At 46.7% G+C, this 16,605-nt stretch carries 16 protein-coding genes and 1 tRNA gene; 10 read left to right on the top strand and 7 right to left on the bottom strand.

Annotated elements, in window-relative coordinates:
- Positions 1-25 precede the first annotated feature (25 nt).
- From JIE71_RS11900 to JIE71_RS11890, 3 genes are all read left to right on the top strand, one after another.
- A complete protein-coding gene (locus tag JIE71_RS11900; protein ID WP_199508936.1) occupies positions 26-334 on the top strand; it encodes an FtsB family cell division protein in 309 nt (102 codons plus the stop codon).
- Between the two features lie 21 nt (positions 335-355).
- A complete protein-coding gene (gene ispD, locus JIE71_RS11895; protein WP_199508935.1) occupies positions 356-1,057 on the top strand; it encodes a 2-C-methyl-D-erythritol 4-phosphate cytidylyltransferase in 702 nt (233 codons plus the stop codon).
- Positions 1,058-1,321: 264 nt separating this feature from the next.
- The gene (locus JIE71_RS11890) at positions 1,322-1,942 is read left to right on the top strand and encodes a BLUF domain-containing protein (protein WP_323126938.1); all 621 of its coding nucleotides are present in this window, start codon (positions 1,322-1,324) and stop codon (positions 1,940-1,942) included.
- A 199-nt stretch (positions 1,943-2,141) separates the two neighbouring features.
- On the opposite strand, the gene JIE71_RS11885 is transcribed toward JIE71_RS11890, so the two are convergent.
- The 4 genes from JIE71_RS11885 to pyrC all read right to left on the bottom strand — a co-directional run bounded on the left by JIE71_RS11885 (position 2,142) and on the right by pyrC (position 4,728).
- Positions 2,142-2,217: transfer RNA gene (locus JIE71_RS11885), tRNA-Glu, on the bottom strand.
- A gap of 72 nt (positions 2,218-2,289) precedes the next feature.
- Complete coding sequence (locus JIE71_RS11880; RefSeq protein ID WP_199508934.1) at positions 2,290-2,505, bottom strand: hypothetical protein; 216 nt, start codon at positions 2,503-2,505, stop codon at positions 2,290-2,292.
- Positions 2,506-2,696: 191 nt separating this feature from the next.
- The gene (gene rnt, locus JIE71_RS11875; RefSeq protein WP_199508933.1) at positions 2,697-3,419 is read right to left on the bottom strand and encodes a ribonuclease T; all 723 of its coding nucleotides are present in this window, start codon (positions 3,417-3,419) and stop codon (positions 2,697-2,699) included.
- 229 nt (positions 3,420-3,648) lie between these two features.
- Entirely contained in the window at positions 3,649-4,728 is a 1,080-nt protein-coding gene (pyrC, locus tag JIE71_RS11870) for a dihydroorotase (RefSeq protein WP_199508932.1), read from the bottom strand.
- A gap of 365 nt (positions 4,729-5,093) precedes the next feature.
- Here pyrC and JIE71_RS11865 point away from each other — a divergent pair, with 365 nt between their 5' ends.
- Positions 5,094-6,332, top strand: a complete 1,239-nt coding sequence (locus JIE71_RS11865) for an argininosuccinate synthase (protein ID WP_199508931.1) — start codon at positions 5,094-5,096, stop codon at positions 6,330-6,332.
- A 121-nt stretch (positions 6,333-6,453) separates the two neighbouring features.
- On the opposite strand, the gene JIE71_RS11860 is transcribed toward JIE71_RS11865, so the two are convergent.
- Positions 6,454-7,557 (bottom strand): hypothetical protein, encoded by a 1,104-nt coding sequence (locus tag JIE71_RS11860; protein ID WP_199508930.1) that lies wholly within the window; start codon positions 7,555-7,557, stop codon positions 6,454-6,456.
- Positions 7,558-7,681: 124 nt separating this feature from the next.
- Between JIE71_RS11860 and JIE71_RS11855 the strand changes: the two genes are divergently transcribed.
- On the top strand, positions 7,682-8,218 hold the full coding sequence (locus tag JIE71_RS11855; protein WP_199508929.1) for a L,D-transpeptidase: 537 nt from the start codon (positions 7,682-7,684) through the stop codon (positions 8,216-8,218).
- A gap of 300 nt (positions 8,219-8,518) precedes the next feature.
- Positions 8,519-9,133, top strand: a complete 615-nt coding sequence (locus JIE71_RS11850) for a nitroreductase family protein (RefSeq protein WP_199508928.1) — start codon at positions 8,519-8,521, stop codon at positions 9,131-9,133.
- Positions 9,134-9,260: 127 nt separating this feature from the next.
- Here JIE71_RS11850 and JIE71_RS11845 read toward each other — a convergent pair whose 3' ends face one another.
- Entirely contained in the window at positions 9,261-10,814 is a 1,554-nt protein-coding gene (locus tag JIE71_RS11845) for a CYTH and CHAD domain-containing protein (RefSeq protein WP_199508927.1), read from the bottom strand.
- A gap of 245 nt (positions 10,815-11,059) precedes the next feature.
- On the opposite strand from JIE71_RS11845, the gene JIE71_RS11840 reads away from it, so the two are divergent.
- Genes JIE71_RS11840 through JIE71_RS11830 form a run of 3 tightly spaced genes read left to right on the top strand, consistent with a single transcriptional unit; the run spans position 11,060 to position 13,135 of the window.
- A complete protein-coding gene (locus JIE71_RS11840; protein WP_199508926.1) occupies positions 11,060-11,932 on the top strand; it encodes a hypothetical protein in 873 nt (290 codons plus the stop codon).
- A 53-nt stretch (positions 11,933-11,985) separates the two neighbouring features.
- Positions 11,986-12,777, top strand: coding sequence for a DUF4349 domain-containing protein (locus JIE71_RS11835; RefSeq protein ID WP_199508925.1), 792 nt, complete (start codon positions 11,986-11,988; stop codon positions 12,775-12,777).
- Entirely contained in the window at positions 12,737-13,135 is a 399-nt protein-coding gene (locus JIE71_RS11830; RefSeq protein ID WP_199508924.1) for a hypothetical protein, read from the top strand. The genes JIE71_RS11835 and JIE71_RS11830 overlap by 41 nt, the downstream gene beginning before the upstream one ends.
- A gap of 162 nt (positions 13,136-13,297) precedes the next feature.
- Here JIE71_RS11830 and JIE71_RS11825 read toward each other — a convergent pair whose 3' ends face one another.
- Entirely contained in the window at positions 13,298-14,881 is a 1,584-nt protein-coding gene (locus JIE71_RS11825; protein ID WP_199508923.1) for an isocitrate lyase, read from the bottom strand.
- Positions 14,882-15,385: 504 nt separating this feature from the next.
- Here JIE71_RS11825 and JIE71_RS11820 point away from each other — a divergent pair.
- Positions 15,386-16,375 (top strand): LysR family transcriptional regulator, encoded by a 990-nt coding sequence (locus JIE71_RS11820; RefSeq protein ID WP_199508922.1) that lies wholly within the window; start codon positions 15,386-15,388, stop codon positions 16,373-16,375.
- The last annotated feature ends 230 nt before the right edge of the window (positions 16,376-16,605 follow it).

The following is a 16,605-nucleotide window of genomic DNA, read 5'->3' as shown; positions in this document are numbered from 1 at the left end:
CTACCCACATTAAACACGGTTATCTATGAAATACGTAAGCCAGTTTAGCCTGATTGTTTTTGCTCTTATCGTGCTCGCTGGGCTGCAATACCAGTATTGGCTGGGTGAAAATGGCCATTTTGCGCACAAAGAGCTGCGTAAAGAAATAGACGCGCAGCAGCTGGCGAATGATAAGCAAATTGCAGCCAATGAGCTGCTGCGTACCGATGTCCATGACTTAAAGACGGGTCTTGAAGCGGTTGAAGAGCATGCGCGCTTGGACTTGGGTCTGATTAAGCCTGGCGAAACCTTTGTACAGATGACCACAGCACCGACCACCCACAGCAGCCGTTAAAGGAAGTGTCAGCACTTGGCTATGGATACGCAATTACCCACCATTTATCCTATGATTGTTGCGGCAGGTCGCGGCAGCCGCTTTGGGGCTACGATACCCAAACAATATACCCGCCTGTTAGATAAAACCTTGCTTGAGCATAGCGTTGCTGCCTTATCGACTTGTACTTATATTGAACGGTGTTTACTGGTCATTGCAAGCGATGATGATAGGGCACGTTTGCTTAATTTTGCTTTGCCTGTTGATTATGCCATTGGAGGCGAGGAGCGTTGGCAATCGGTTGTCGCAGGTCTCACGCATATCATAGATTCAGGCGCAGCAGCAGACGATTTAATTCTTATTCATGATGCAGCACGTCCTGCGGTTAGTAGCAATGACATTACTGCCGTGATTGATGCTGCAGCAAACGAACCCTACGGCGCCATATTGGCAGCGCCCGTTGCCGATACCCTCAAAAAAAGTGACAATCATCAAAGTATCGATTGCACTATTGATCGCAATAACCTGTGGCAAGCATTTACCCCACAAGTGTTTCGTATGGGTGCCTTGAAAAAAGTCCTTGACCATGTCATTGCGCATAAATATCATGTCACAGATGAGGCCAGCGCCTTTGAATACTTACAGCTTCCCATTCGTTTGGTAAATGGCAGTCGTCAAAATATCAAACTGACCTACCCAGAAGACTTAATGTTACTTACTGCTATTCTTAACACTCACAAATAATTTTAAAAGACTAAATCTTTGTTATTGTACGAAATATTAGGTTTTTCGGACGATAGGAATCCTGTACGTCAGTAATTTACCTGTTTTACTGGTATGGGTTGCTTTGTATAACTAACTGTCCTATGATGTAACCAAATTTATATATATTGCTATATAATTGTTAAAATTCCCTTTTACTCAGTCTATCGTGACATGCAGTATTCAGATTGCCTACTAAAGGGTTAATCGTCTGTCACCGTTCTACCAACTCAAAGGAGAAACACGGTGTCTTCTTATAATGACCCACTACTCGATAGCGTAGACGACCTTTACCAATTGGTGTATATCAGTCACATCACTTCGATGGGTCTATCAGGCTCAAGTACGTTGAATGATATTGCAGAGATTGCAGTACATGCCAACAAAAAACACGACGTTACAGGTATCTTGTGTTATGGCAATGGTTGCTTTTTTCAGTGTGTCGAAGGCACTGAACAAACACTGACGAACCTTAAAAACAATCTATTAAAAGATGATCGTCATAAAGACTTTACAATTCTTGATTTTTCACCGATTGACGACCGTCGTTTTCACAGCTGGTCATTACGCTCTATCGTACTTGAGCGCTGGCTGTTTAAAGAAGATCGTATCAAAAAAATGATGCCGTTTAAGCCCTACGAGTGGACAGCGTATGAGAGTGAAAAGTTCTTATCGCTGTTGCATCAATACTATGACAAGCAAGAAGATGTGAACGTCGATGATACCCAGCCTATCAAGTACAGTGCGCTTGGTATGACGCTAGATAAAGTCGTTGGCGAGCATCAGGCGTTTTTACTTATTCAAGCTGTCCTTGGGGCGCTGGTTGTGATTGCCGTCCTGTGGTTCCTATTATCGACAACGTTTTAAGTGTTATTTGTAGAAAAAATCCAGCCTTGTTCGGCTGGTTTTTTTGTGCCTCTATTTTTAAAATAAGGGATATGTACGTTAAAAGACAAAACATTTAAAAAATGAGGGAGTGGCAAGGTCGCTTGACTACAAGCATAAAAAAACGCTCAAAGCCAAGATAGCTTTGAGCGTTTTTGGTGATATCTGACGATATCGAATGTGGCGTCCCCACGGGGATTCGAACCCCGGTTACCGCCGTGAAAGGGCGATGTCCTAGGCCTCTAGACGATGGGGACTGGACTTCACTTCAACTGCTTTCACCATTTGTGTCGAAGTGGTGCGTATTATAGGGGGAGCACTTGAGGGTGTCAAGCATGTTTTTCACTTTTTTCACTATTTTTTTGATATCTTTTTGCTCGGCGTTTTTTCTTTAAGGTTAGGTAGCGTTTTTTGAGGGCGCGACGTGGTTTTAGGTCTTTACGTCTCAAATGATAGCGTATCCATATCGAGGTGATGATGCTGATACTGATGGCCAGTACCATATAGCCAATGATGGTTGACCATACGACATGATGCGGTTCCATAAGGTGTCCTCCTTAATTTGCCTAAACGCTTATGACAGACAAGATAAGAGTAACGCGCTCGCTGTGCCTTATAGATTAAATGGGCATCTTTGGCATCAAGCGTCAGTACCTACTCATAATTTTTCCTTTTCTTTTACTGATTTTAGCCCACAGCAAGTGATGTGACGAGCAATGTGGGCGGATTAGGCATACTATACCGTGTCGTCGTCTTTTAACTCTACCTTTGTTTGCTCAATATGTAAAGCGTTGGGCAACATAGGGTAACGGTTTAAAATATGACAAAACAATTCAGCAGTCTTTTGCGTGTCGTATAGTGCTGAGTGCGCATTATTGCCATCAAACTCAAGGCCAGCGGCTTTACATGCGCGGGCAAGTACGGTTTGCCCAAAAGCCAGCGCAGATAAGCTGACCGTATCCAATACCGAAAACTGATGGAATGGGTTGTGATTTTTACTGTTGGTACGGGCGACCGCAGCATTTAAAAAATTCAAATCAAAATGCGCATTGTGTCCAACCAGCACACACTGACGACATTCAGCATCACGGCGCACTTCTTTTAGCGCTTTAAAAATACGGCGCAATGCAGTTTTTTCGTCTTCGGCGATGGCTTTACGCAATGGGTTTTTGGGGTCAATGCCTGTAAATTCGAGCGCTCGCGGCTCAAGGTTTGCGCCTTCAAACGGCTCGATATGCGCATTTAGGGCGTCGCCTGCATAAAAAGTGCCTGACTCATCCATCAAGATAGGAATACATGCAATCTCAAGTAGCGCATCGGTCTGCGCGTTAAAGCCTGCGGTCTCGACATCGACGATGACGGGCATAAACTTGCGAAAGCGGTCTTTTAATGCAAGGGCGGTGTCAGTATTGTCTGTATTGGTGGCGGTCTCAGGATTCGGTTGCGGCTGAGTGGTCATAATCGGTCACATCACTGTTATTAACAAGGTATTAATATAAAAAAATAATATGAAAATATAAAAACGGTTTAAAAAGAAGAGTCGCTGTGCGGTTGACCTGCATATAGCATAGGTAACATAGTCAGTAGCGCATCAAGTATAGCGCGCCTAGCCAATCAGCCAAGCGCGCCGCAGTGTGAGTTAGTACGCGTGAGTTTGGGTAGTGCCTAATAACGCGCCGTAGCCATCATTATGCTTTGAGTGACCACGGTAGCGTTTCACCTGCCATGAGTGGGGTCAGCTGGTTGCCATCAAAGTACGGATAGTGGCTAGGCACTTGCATCGGCGTACGGGTTAGGGTGATGGTGCTGGTATTTTCAGGCAGGCCATAGAATGCCGCGCCAAAACGGCTGGCAAAGCCTTCAAGCATTTCAATTTTGCCCACGCTTTCAAACGCAGTGGCGTAGAGCGGCAAGGCGATATCAGCGCTATAGCAGCCCGCGCAGCCGCATGCCGTCTCTTTTTTATGCGTTGGGTGTGGTGCAGAATCCGTGCCTAAGAAGAATTTAGGGCTGCCACTGGTAGCAACGTCAAGCAGCACTTGTTGGTGCGACTGACGCTTTAGAATCGGCAAGCAATAAAAATGCGGACGGATACCGCCGACCAGCATGTGGTTGCGATTAAACAACAGATGCTGCGGGGTAATGGTTGCAGCAACATTGTTGCCTTGCGCCTGTACAAACTGGGCAGCATCGCCTGTGGTGATGTGTTCCATGACCACTTTCAGAGTGGGAAACTCACGAATAATGCGGCTCATGACTTCATCTAAAAAGCGCTTTTCACGGTCAAAAATATCGACATGGTCATGCGTGACTTCGCCATGAATGAGTAGCGGCAGGTTGTATTTTTCCATTGCCGCAAACACGTCAGCGCACGCCATGATATCGGTTACGCCGTCCGCTGAATTGGTCGTTGCGCCTGCAGGATAAAGCTTGACCGCTTGTACGATGCCTGATTCTGCCGCTTCTTGAATGTCATTGGCGCTGGTTTGATTGGTCATATACAGCGTCATGCGCGGGTCAAAGGCATCTTTGCGGCTGACGTCGATGTCGCTTGCGACCAAGGCTTCTAAAATACGTTCGCGATACGCGCGCGCGTCAGTGGTATTTTTGACGGGCGGCACGAGATTGGGCATGCAAATCACGCGGTTAAAGCGCTTTGCCGCGTGCGGCACGGTAGTGGCAAGTGCGCCATCATCGCGCAGATGAATGTGCCAGTCATCAGGTTGTAAGATAGTGATTTCGTTTGGGGCAGCAGAATTTGCAGTCATGGCAGTCGTCACATCAGAAAATAAAAAGGATGCGCTATGATAACAGGTTTGCCCAAAGGGCTAAACACAGGCACCGCATCAAGCGGATAAAATCTGGCAAGGATAAAGCGCGTAAAAGTGCAACTCTGGTGACAAAATCGCCGCAAAAAAGGGCGCAAACGCTGCTGCTACTTTTGCCTACTGGTAATATGATGTACACTGTTCAAGCAGTCGAGCGCACTTATGCTCGACCTATTTTTTTTGACACGATTATATGCGCCATTTGCATATACGCTGTCTATATATACGATAAGATGACTCTATTTATTTTTTATTAACGCAACCACAGTTTTCAACAATCGACTGCTGATCATTAGGAGTTTTGCATGGCTAAGCTTGATCCAAAGAATATTAATAAAATCGTTTTGGCGTATTCAGGAGGTCTAGACACCTCAATTATCGTACGCTGGCTACAAGAAACCTATGATGCGGAAGTCATCACGTTCACCGCTGATATCGGTCAGGGTGAAGAAGTCGAGCCAGCACGCGCCAAAGCTGAAGCCATGGGCGTCAAGCACATTCATATTGAAGACTTGCGCGAAGAGTTTGCGCGTGACTATGTGTTCCCAATGTTCCGCGCCAATGCCATCTATGAAGGCGAATACTTACTGGGCACGTCAATCGCGCGTCCACTGATCTCAAAGCGCTTGATTGAAATTGCAAAAGAGCACGGCGCAGACGCTATCAGCCACGGCGCAACGGGTAAAGGTAACGACCAAGTACGTTTTGAGCTGGGCGCGATTGCCTTAGCACCAGACGTTAAAACCATCGCCCCTTGGCGTGAGTGGGATTTATCAAGTCGTGAGAGCCTAATGAACTATGCGGCTGAGCATGACATTCCTATAGACTTTGCGAATAAGAAGAAAAAGTCGCCTTACTCAATGGATGCCAACCTACTGCACATCTCATACGAAGGTGGCATGCTAGAAGACCCGTACGCCGAAGCTGAAGAAGACATGTGGCGCTGGTCAGTTAGCCCAGAAGAAGCGCCCAATGAGCCAGAATATATTGAGCTAGAATACAAAAAGGGCGACATCGTAGCGATTGACGGCGAAGCATTAAAGCCGTATGAAGTGATGATTAAGCTGAACGAGCTGGGCGGCAAGCACGGCATCGGTCGTTTGGACATCGTAGAAAACCGCTACGTGGGCATGAAGTCACGCGGCTGCTACGAGACGCCAGCGGGCACGATTATGCTAAAAGCGCACCGCGGCATCGAGTCATTGACTCTTGACCGTGAAGCGGCGCACCTAAAAGACGAGCTGATGCCACGCTACGCAAAAATCATCTATAACGGCTACTGGTTCAGCCCAGAGCGTGAAATGCTACAAGCCATGATTGACAAATCTCAAGAATATGTCAACGGCACCGTACGTGTGAAGCTGTACAAAGGCGCGGTCAGCGTGGTCGGTCGTAAGTCTGACGATTCACTGTTCGATGAAAAAATTGCTACCTTTGAAGACGATGCAGGCGCATACGATCAAAAAGACGCCGAAGGCTTTATCCGTCTAAACGGTCTGCGTTTGGCGATTGAAGCGAGCCGTGGTCGCGACTTGTCAAAGTAAGATACTGACCAAGTGACAACGCGTTTAAGAAAAAAGCAGAGGCATCACGCTTCTGCTTTTTTTATGCTTAAAATACGTCACGTGTGATGATGCGTTAAGTCAAACGCAACCCATTTAGACGTTAATGTTCAGCCGTCGCTGCTATATCACGAGCGCTAGGTTGTGGCTGAATGTGATCGTTTTTCATCTTATATTTAATGGTTGCCAATGCACCCAAGCTGCCAATGACGATAATGACCAATAAAATCACAGGATTGCGCCATAACGGTGTGTCTTTTTCGTCATGATGCGCGACTGATTCACTGGGTGTGTTATTGCTCAAACCACTCAGTAGCGCGAGGCTGACAAGGGGTGGTGCAGGCGGTGTGGCAGGCTCAGAATTGATACGCAAACGGTTGCGGCTAAGATAAATGTCAGATACCTTGGCCAGCTGTAGCAACCAGCGCTGATGCGGTATAGTAATGTGCGGCATGTCCAAAAATATCAGCATATCGCTTTGATTGTTCTGCAAATGACTACTTGGCGAACGGCCGATTGCGGTCATATAGGTACTGTTGGACGTATGGGTTTCGCGTAGCGGCTGGCTCGGCGGCTCGTACTGGGTAAGTGTATACCACTGAGTGTCAAACGCTGGTGGCTTAATGTCTTCAGAGACAATGCAAGTAATCGTCGGTAGGGCGTGTACTTCGTCGTGTAGCGCTTCGATACCGCGATGCTTACTGGATAAAAACTGTGGCTGCAAAGCAAACCACGTATCCACTTCATCAAAATCAACACGGCTATGATGCGCCAAAATTGCCAGCTCACGTATCGCAATGGCACAAAGCGTAGACAGCAAAGACTGTACGCGTGCAATACTGACCTCTGTACGTGCGCAAATCAGCTCACACACTTTTTGTAGGCGGGCATTGTCGCCAAACAGCGTATCGGTAATGTCTTGACCATGATAAAACGCGGCATTTATCGTTGTGAAGTTCATGGAGTTGTACTCACGTAGCTCCTTAATCGCACCGCGAGCGAACAGCTTTTTACATACGCCTTGTGCCCCATGACGCTGATGATAGGCGAGAAGAGCGCTGATAATCGCTTGCAGTGCCTCATCCATGACCAAACGTGTTTGTGGCAACGACAGCTGAGTGATGTCCGCCAGTAGCGACACCATCGGCTGAGTATCTTGATATAAAAAATCATACATCGACACACGTGTCGGTGAAATATACGTCATAATCTGCTAGCATCAAAAAATATGCCCCTATCTTACGGTGCATATTGCCACGATACAATCCCTAACCCTTAGAAAATTCTGCCACGGTATGTGTATGCCGCGCTTGGCAGTTTGGATGTTTGTTATGCCACAGTCGCTCCCGAGTACCCCTTTATCCAGCAACCTGTATTTGTCCATCGATATCGCCCATCAAACGTTGAGCGTTTATAAAGACGGCGACGTGCAACAGCGCTATATCATCTCCAGCGCCAAAAACGGCATTGGCAGCCAAGAAAACAGCGGCTGTACACCACTGGGTCGCCACCGTATCGCAGCCAAGATTGGCGCGGACACACCGATAAACAGTGTCTTTATCGGGCGCGTACCCACAGGCGAAATCTACACCCCCGAGCTGGGCGCAGCGCATCCTGAGCGTGACTGGATATTGACGCGTATCTTTTGGCTGGCGGGTGAAGAAGCGGGGGTTAATAAGGGCAGTAACGCGCACGGCTGCTGCGACAGCTATCAGCGTTATATTTATATTCATGGCACACCCGATAGCGAACCGATGGGCGTGCCCATGTCACACGGCTGCATCCGTATGCGTAATACCGATATACTGGCGCTGTTTAATACCGTACAAGAGGGTACTGTGGTTGATATTACCAACAACGATAAATAGCGCTTTTAATTTTAGTAAATAATAGCGTAGTTAGACCATTGATTAAACAATAAAAACAGATATAGCCTGCATATTGTTTGCTGTCATGAGCACTAGCAATATCTAGTATTGATAAATTAAGATTAACAATTATTAACATATATTAAGATAAATGCTATAATGCTTTTTAGAAACACGCTTATAATAAAAAGCATTAAAAGCACAGCACACAATAACATCATGCTGTGCGATACTTTTTTGTGTTTTAAGAAGCTATATAGATTTGAATCTTCACACACCGATAAAAAGAGAGCACCGACTATGAGTAACGAAACCCTAGCTACTTTGCAAGAAGCCTTTACCGAACGCCGTTCTATCTATAACTTAGGCGATAATTTGCCTGTTGAGCCACAAGCGATTGTTAATGTGGCAGAGCGTGTGGTATTACATACCCCTTCATCGTTTAATTCTCAGTCATCACGTCTTGTCGTATTGTTCGGCGATGCGCATAAAAAAGTCTGGGACATCGCAGAAGAAAAGCTACGTGAAGCGGTAGGCGATGGTGACTTTTCAAGCACCAAGCAAAAGCTAGATGGTTTCCGCGCAGCGGCAGGTACGGTTTTATATTATGAAGACCAAGATGTGGTGAAATCATTGCAAGAGCAGTTTGCGCTATATGCAGACAAGTTCCCAGTATGGGCAGAGCACACTTCAGCGATGCACCAGTACGCCATGTGGACTGAGCTACGTGCGCTTAATGTCGGTGCTAATTTACAGCATTACAACCCACTCATTGATGAAGATGTAGCGGCGGCCTTTGATATTCCAGAGAGCTGGGACCTAATCGCACAGATGCCATTTGGTAGCATCGAAGCGCCAGCAGGCGACAAAGAATTTGAATCACTAGACAAGCGTATGCGCGTACATGGTCTATAAGCCTTTGCTAAAATATGCGCTAAAAGCATGTATTTGGCGCAAAGGTTAGGGATACGCCCTAACTTGACCAAAATAAAAAAGACAGCGTTGTTGGCGCTGTCTTTTTTTATGCTTATTTTAAGGTATTTTATAACCATTTTGGCTCATTATCTTGCAGTGCCTCGGCATGTTTTTGCCACTTATGCGCGCTGTTTGGTAGGTTAGCAAGCAGCCAACCTGCGGCAAATAATGCGTTCGGTTCAGTATTAGCATAGTGCTGATAAGCGGCTTGTTGCTCGCGCCCAATCAGATGACGCTGCATGTGCTTGTTTGCCTTTTTGATTATTTTTTGCCAGTGTTTGGCTTTTTTGGGCAATATGGGCGCTGCAAAGGCCGTCAGATAATATAGGTCTGTGACGGCAGCTGCGCTTTGTTGATACTGCGCTAATTTATCTACTAAATCAACATCGGTATCTTGCTCTGTAGAGGTCATCGCGTCTAGATGCTCGCGCACCAGCGTGTATTGCTGCCCCAGCGCTTGTGCAGTTGCATCGCGCAGACTAAGAGTGTCTTCACTGTCATCCTCATCGGGTGTTTGCATGGTCAATGCTAGCAAATCAAGCAGCAAACATTGAAAATCATTGGCTTGCACGGCATCGACAGGTGTGATGTTGATGGCGTCAATATGGGCTTGCCAATCGGTCGCGGGCGCGCCTTGTGCGACCATTTGCGGCTCGACATCATCACGCAGCTGCACGGCATCATGGTACTCTTTTAGGATATTGGCAGTTTGACTGATGATGGGCAGAGCGTCCTTTGAGAGCGCTGACCACATTGGCTGATAGGCGCTGTAAACTGCTTGCAGGCGGCGCAAACCTAAATACAGCTGCCAGCTGTGCTCGGCGTCCAAGCTGCCTTCGACAATCGCGCTGCTGCTCGGTAGAATTTGTAATAAGCAATGCTGTACCAGTGCCTGAATATAGACGGGTAAGGACAAATCTTTGTCAATCTCAAACGCGCCCGCATCCAAGTTCCTAAGACTCAAATGCCGCGCTGGACTGTGTGCTTTGTCATTTAATAATAAGCTGCCGCGCTCAGCCTTGGTCACGGTCGATAGGCACAGCTTGTAGCGCTTGCACCATTTTTTTGCAATGTCAAAGAGATAAACAGGCGTACCTGATACCAGCTCAAATTCAATCTCTTGAATCTCACTGCGTTTATTGTCCTCTTGTCCATGAATGATGCTGCCCGTGTCATATGCCAGCTCAATGCTGCTGTGTCCGTCTTTTAAGAGGCGTGTGGTGCGCTCGATATCCGTCACATATTGGCGCACAAGGTCTTTTTCTAATGCCTTACGTTTAAAGGGCGCAAGCGCAGGCGCAATGTCAGTGTGCTTATACATTTTTAGGTTGGGTTTTAGGTTATCAGCGGCAATCATTGCCTCAACCTGTTCGCTATCAAGCACCGCATTGTGTTCAGTACGCGCAATCACGCCTGCGCCGCCTGCCTTAATCGTCTGTACCCATGTGTCGCCCTCTTGGCGAATACGCAGTCCGATGCCTGTTTTTGCCAGTTGTTGGTCAGGCGTGTCAAAATAATGCGCGCGCATCGTAGTGTGCTTGGCCGCTTTGACATCGACTTGACGCATCAAGCCTTTTAATCGTGATGCGGGTACTAAGAATTTGAGTTCGACTTCTTGCATGGCAGCTCCTAATTGTTATTTGTTATCAATGCGCATAGCAGATAGCCCCATCGTATGAGCCTCATCATAAAAAGACAAGCGCGAAAGCGTGTCTGCCTGTCATACATCAGGCATTCTGCACAATTTATACGGCAAAAATAAACAAAAGTTTTTATAATGAAGGTTTTTAGGGTATGGTAGGGTGTTTTGCTTATGCCCGCACACATGCTGATGGCTGCGCTTAATTGATAAAAAGGTATAGACTTATGGACGCATCGTTATTGCTTAATCGCCTGTCACCTGCGCGAGTAACCCCAGCGCAACTGATGGTCAGTAGTGTCTTATTGACCGCGCTACTCACAGGCTGCGGCGAGCGAGCGCCCAGCGAACCTGTTGCGAGTGACCCAACTGTGCCGCTGATGGAAGATGTGAGCGAAAATATCAGCAGTACCGCGCCGCGCCAAACCAATCCGCAGCAAAACCTTGCGGTCAGCTATCAAGTCAACAACGTCACAGGTGAAGTGCCGCAGCGGCTTGAAGATTTGTTTATCGACCCTGCCATCTTGGTAAGTGCGCCAAAAGTGTGGGTGCAGGCGGATTTTCAGGTGGCGGATGTCTTAAAAAGCAGCCGTGCGATTGCTAGCGCCGCGCAAAATCTGAATGGCTATGTCGCCAGTCACAGCATCAGCAATGTGCGTAACGATATGAGAAGTGCCGATAAAGACGCGCAAAACATCGCGCTCATCAGCTATCAGCGCGAAGCCAGCATGACCGTACGTGTACCTAAAGCGCAGACCAAAGCCTTTTTGGCACAAGTACAAAAGCAAGTGCTGTTATTAAACGCGCAAGCCTTTGGTATCGAGGATCGCCCAAGCGACCAGCCGCTGTTGGAAGATGCAGCAATTGCCTCTGAGGGTAGCGCGGCGCGCGAAACGGCGCCGTCGAACACGACAGACAGTGCCAACGCCGCCGATAATGCTTCAGAAGGCAGTGCACCCGCCAGTATTGATATACGGGCGGCTAACGGCAGCTATAGTGATATTGAGCTGACCTTCCGCCAGATGGCAGGCGTCTATCGTGAAAGCAGCCGCAACATTAGCGGACTTATGGATGCTGAGATTCCAGAAGGAAAGTATTAGGGCTTCAAGCATTTATAAAACATTAAAATAAATACGAAAAAAGGTCATTGTTTATGTCGTCATCGTTATTGACTGTCAAACAAGTGCAAAATGGGCGCAGTATTCGCTGGCAAGCGGTTATGAGTAGTGCATTACTGGTAACGCTCTTAGCAGGCTGTAGTGCGCCAGATCAAGAAATGGCAACAGAGGACAGCTATGAGGAGCGTGCTACAGAAGACGTGCAAGCGCTGGCTGATTTAGAAGCCGTTGCCGACCAATCAGGCGACGTAACGGATACGGTTACTGAGGTTGGTGGTAGCAGTGAGATGACGCTTGGCAATCAAAGTGTCAATCAAAATGTGGCAGGCAAGACCCTGATGGTCAATATGCGCGCTGATTTTCAGGTCAAAGATGTGGTCAAGAGCAGCATCGCCATTGAAACTTTGACGCAGCAGCAAGGCGGCTATGTGGCGGACAGCCTGATTAATAATGTGGAGCAGGGCAGCCGAGAATACGAGGCGGATGGCAAGCACATACGCCTAACCACTTATTATAGGCAAGCGACCATGACCGTGCGTGTGCCCAAAGAAAACGTCAATACCTTCTTAACGGCGATGCGTAAAGAAGTGGTATTTTTAAATGAGCAGGCATTTACCGCAAAAGACGTGACCTTGGACATTTACCGCGAGCAATTGGCCGCAGCGCTCAATACCGATATCAGCACCGAGCTGTCCGAGCAGCAATTAGACAACGAAGATACTAAGACGCAGCGCGGCAATATTCACACCATCGATCGTACTTACTATGCGCGTGCCCGCGCGGATTATGCCAAATTGCAAAGAATGGAAATCGAAGACCAAGGTTAAATATAGCACCATTGAGCTACAGTTTAATCAGCCTGTCAGCAGCTATAAAGAAGTCACCCCCAGTATGACGCAGCTTATCATTGATGAGCGTCCAAGTTTTGGCAGTCAGCTTAGCAATCAGCTGTATAAAGGGTGGGAGACGCTCAGAACGGCGCTGCTGGTATTGGCGCAAGGCTGGTGGCTGCTCGTCTTTGCAGGGGTTTTATATCTCATTTATCGCGTGCTAAAGGCCGTTATTCTCACAGTGACTCAATACACTAAATCTTCTAACGCGGCGCAAACACCATCACTAACCAAAGAAAACCCACCACAACAAAAGGTATTTTTAAACGACAGTGATGATAAAGACAAGCCTTAAGTCGAAGTAACGAAAATGCCCCGATAACCTCCCATAAAAAAAAGCCGCCTATAGGACGTCGGCGGCTAAAGGGGTAAAAGGATAAGTTAAGCAGATAAAACAGGGATATGTCGTTACTTTTTAGTTATTAAAGAGGTGCGAGCGCACCTCAGGTACTAAATCTTAAAACTGATTCATGGTGTTTTTGCCGCCACCTGCTTTTAGTGCGTTATCACCTGAGAAGATTTCTTTGTGATCATCGCCCAAATCAGAGCCAGCCATCGCTTGGTGTTTGACACAAGAAACGCCTTCGCGAATTTCTTTACGCTGTACACCTGCGACATAAGCGAGCATACCTTCTTCACCAAAGTAACCTTTTGACAGCTCGTGCATGTGTAGCGCGGTGGTGTGGTAGGTCGGTAAGGTGATTAAGTGATGGAACACGCCTGCTTCTTTTGAAGCTTCTTTTTGGAAGTTGCGTGCGCGCTCATCCGCTGCTTCATTCAGCTCAGTGTTGTCGTATTCGCTGCTCATGAGGTTGTTCTTATCATACGCTGAGACATCTTTGCCATTGGCTTCCCATAGCGCGATAACTTGTTTGCGGAAGTTGAGCGTCCAGTTGAACGAAGGGCTATTGTTATAAACCAATTTCGCATCAGCGTGTGTCTCTTTGATACGATCAACCATCGTTTTGATGTGTTCGACATCAGGGGTCGGCGTCTCAATCCACAGCAGGTCAGCACCGTTATCAAGCGCAGTCACACAGTCGAGTACGACGCGGTCAATATTGGTGTCTTCGCGGAAGCTATACAGACCGTTTGCGGTACGCGTTGGGCGCACCAGTTTGCCATCACGTTTGAGCAGCATATCATTTTCGTTAGCATCGTTGATATCGATTTCTTCTACTTCAAGAAAATCAATATATTGTGATGCCAAGTCGCCTTTTTCTTGTGAGACAGGGATTTTTTGTGTGAGTGATGCGCCCTCAGAATCCGTACGTGCTACGATGACGCCATTATCAATACCCAGCTCTAAAAAGGCGTAGCGAATGGCATTTAATTTGGAAATAAAATCTTCGTGAGGTACGGTCACTTTACCCGCTTGGTGCCCACACTGCTTGGCATCCGACACTTGGTTTTCAATCTGAATGGCACAAGCGCCTGCTTCAATCATCTGCTTTGCCAACAGATAAGTGGCCTCTTCGTTACCAAAGCCTGCATCGATATCAGCGATGATAGGCACGACGTGTGATTCAAAGTTATTGATTTTGTCCTCGATAGCACTGGTATCTTCACCTGCTTCTTTAGCACGATTGAGCTCGCGGAAGTAATCGTTCAATACTTTGGCATCCGCCTGACGCAAAAAGGTATAAATCTCAGCAATCAGCTTAGGTACAGCCGTTTTTTCGTGCATAGATTGGTCAGGTAGCGGGCCAAATTCAGAGCGTAGTGCCGCAACCATCCAACCTGATAAGTAGATATAGCGTTTGGCGGTGGTGTTGAAGTATTTTTTATTGGCATACATGGTTTGCTGAGCGACAAAGCCATGCCAAGCGCCCAAAGACTGCGTATACTGTGAGCTGTCTTTGTCATAGTCAGCCATGTCTTGGCGCATGATATCGGCGGTATATTGAGCAATGTCTAAACCTGTTTTAAAACGGTTCTGCATCATCATACGGGCGGCATCGGTTTCACTGATATTTTGCCAGTTGCCGTATTGCTGTTTTAGTTGGCGGATATGGTCGATTGCTGAAGTATAGGTTGACATAAAAGCGCTCCTTGCCAGTTATCAAAAAGGATGATTACAATATGTGGATTGTCCTATCATTGTTGTCTATGGTCGTCACTACGACTGCGTGAGAAATGCTACAATAGAGCGCGTCATAAGTGAGTGATTACAGCAACAACAATCACTATGGAATAATTTAGAACACACAAAAGTTTATATTAGCATGCAATATTGAGTGTGTTTTTTACCAAAAATGTAGGTATTTGGTGTTTGTTATTCCAGGTGTCTATGGCATTCACTATATCGAGCGAAATAAGATTTAGCCAGTTTATGATAGTTATCCTTGGTATTTATATTGATTATAGTATAATAAAAACAAATATTTAAGTAAGGTTTGCTTGCGTAAAATTGTTAGAAGAACGATATTTCTAGGCGTAGAGGTTACCGAAACTTAATGACAACAGAGAATGAATGTGCCATAACTGGGATAATGACGACATAGACCATATACAGATGCGTAGATTGAGATAAAGAGATATAAGTATGAATTTGCAGCGGGTAGATTTAAATTTACTGGTACATTTAGATGTATTGCTTCGAGAAAAAAACGTTACGCGTGCTGCTGAGCAGTTGGGTATCACGCAGCCTGCCATGAGTAATATCTTGCGTCGCCTGCGCAAATTATTTAATGACCCTTTGCTCGTACGCTCATCAGAAGGTATGACGCCAACTGAGCGTGCGTTAGAGCTACAGCCGCGTATTCGTGAGATTTTGGCGGACTTGACCCAAGTATTAGAGCCGCGTACTGAGTTTCGTCCGTACAGCACCTCACGCGTCTTCCGCATTATGACTTCTGATTATGCCGAAGCCACTTTGGTGCCTAAGCTTGTTAAAGCCTTGCGCTCCGAAGCGCCTAATGTCATCTTGGACTTTTTGACGCCATCAGACGTGTCGTATCGTGATATGGAGCAGGGGCGCGTAGACTTAGCGATTAACCGTTTTAACGAGATTCCACAAAGCTTCCACCAAGTGCTCGTTTGGCGCGATACCTTTAGCTGCTTACTGTCAGCGGACAGCCCTTATGTTAACCGCTTTAACTTAAAAAGTTATCTAAAAGCCCAGCATGTTTGGGTATCAAAAACAGGTATGGGCGTTGGTTTTGGGGTCAATCCTGAAAAATCAGGTGGTCTAGGCTCGATTGATCAAGCCTTACAGCGTTTGGGACAAAAGCGCCAAATCAGCGTATTTACCCGTCATTATCAAATGCCTGCCATGCTCGCGGCCAATAAAGACTTGGTCGCCACCTTGCCGACACGTGTGGCAAGAATGCAAGCGACCAATGACAGTATTGTGATGCGTGAGCCGCCATTTTTTATTCCAGAGTTTGAGTTGACCATGGCATGGTCGCCGCTCTTACAGCACCATCCTGCGCACCGCTGGCTGCGTCAATTAATTATGCATGTGGCTCGTCAAGTGGTCGCTGAAGAAGAAGGCGAAGCCGAGCAAGAGCCAACGATTAATCATCTGTTTTAACAGCTCGTATATCTTGTAATCGATTAAGGACGGTATGTAGCCAATAGTGGCTTCTGTCTGTACCTTTATACATGTTTTCTACTGCCTACAGTGCTTAGTCCTTGCAGCTTTTAGTCCATATAAAATAAGCCAGCGTCACTGCTGGCTTTTTTGCGTTTGTATGTTTTATTGTCGGCTTGGTCACATTCTTAACATCTTAAACACACTTTACAATATCTTGTAAACGAATT

This window comes from Psychrobacter sp. bablab_jr014 (genome assembly GCF_016464015.1).
In the GTDB taxonomy this organism is placed as follows: domain Bacteria; phylum Pseudomonadota; class Gammaproteobacteria; order Pseudomonadales; family Moraxellaceae; genus Psychrobacter.
This window is presented reverse-complemented; position numbering and strand designations above follow the sequence as displayed.

What these genes read in the sequence shown, in the direction of transcription:
- JIE71_RS11820 (WP_199508922.1), top strand. Translation starts at nt 15,386, where the DNA reads ATGAATTTGCAGCGGGTAGATTTAAATTTACTGGTACATTTAGATGTA.
- JIE71_RS11880 (WP_199508934.1), bottom strand. Translation starts at nt 2,505, where the DNA reads ATGGAACCGCATCATGTCGTATGGTCAACCATCATTGGCTATATGGTA.
- JIE71_RS11825 (WP_199508923.1), bottom strand. Translation starts at nt 14,881, where the DNA reads ATGTCAACCTATACTTCAGCAATCGACCATATCCGCCAACTAAAACAG.
- ispD (WP_199508935.1), top strand. Translation starts at nt 356, where the DNA reads ATGGATACGCAATTACCCACCATTTATCCTATGATTGTTGCGGCAGGT.
- JIE71_RS11830 (WP_199508924.1), top strand. Translation starts at nt 12,737, where the DNA reads ATGCCAAATTGCAAAGAATGGAAATCGAAGACCAAGGTTAAATATAGC.
- JIE71_RS11845 (WP_199508927.1), bottom strand. Translation starts at nt 10,814, where the DNA reads ATGCAAGAAGTCGAACTCAAATTCTTAGTACCCGCATCACGATTAAAA.
- JIE71_RS11860 (WP_199508930.1), bottom strand. Translation starts at nt 7,557, where the DNA reads ATGACGTATATTTCACCGACACGTGTGTCGATGTATGATTTTTTATAT.
- JIE71_RS11835 (WP_199508925.1), top strand. Translation starts at nt 11,986, where the DNA reads ATGTCGTCATCGTTATTGACTGTCAAACAAGTGCAAAATGGGCGCAGT.
- JIE71_RS11900 (WP_199508936.1), top strand. Translation starts at nt 26, where the DNA reads ATGAAATACGTAAGCCAGTTTAGCCTGATTGTTTTTGCTCTTATCGTG.
- JIE71_RS11865 (WP_199508931.1), top strand. Translation starts at nt 5,094, where the DNA reads ATGGCTAAGCTTGATCCAAAGAATATTAATAAAATCGTTTTGGCGTAT.
- JIE71_RS11840 (WP_199508926.1), top strand. Translation starts at nt 11,060, where the DNA reads ATGGACGCATCGTTATTGCTTAATCGCCTGTCACCTGCGCGAGTAACC.
- JIE71_RS11850 (WP_199508928.1), top strand. Translation starts at nt 8,519, where the DNA reads ATGAGTAACGAAACCCTAGCTACTTTGCAAGAAGCCTTTACCGAACGC.
- JIE71_RS11855 (WP_199508929.1), top strand. Translation starts at nt 7,682, where the DNA reads ATGCCACAGTCGCTCCCGAGTACCCCTTTATCCAGCAACCTGTATTTG.
- rnt (WP_199508933.1), bottom strand. Translation starts at nt 3,419, where the DNA reads ATGACCACTCAGCCGCAACCGAATCCTGAGACCGCCACCAATACAGAC.
- pyrC (WP_199508932.1), bottom strand. Translation starts at nt 4,728, where the DNA reads ATGACTGCAAATTCTGCTGCCCCAAACGAAATCACTATCTTACAACCT.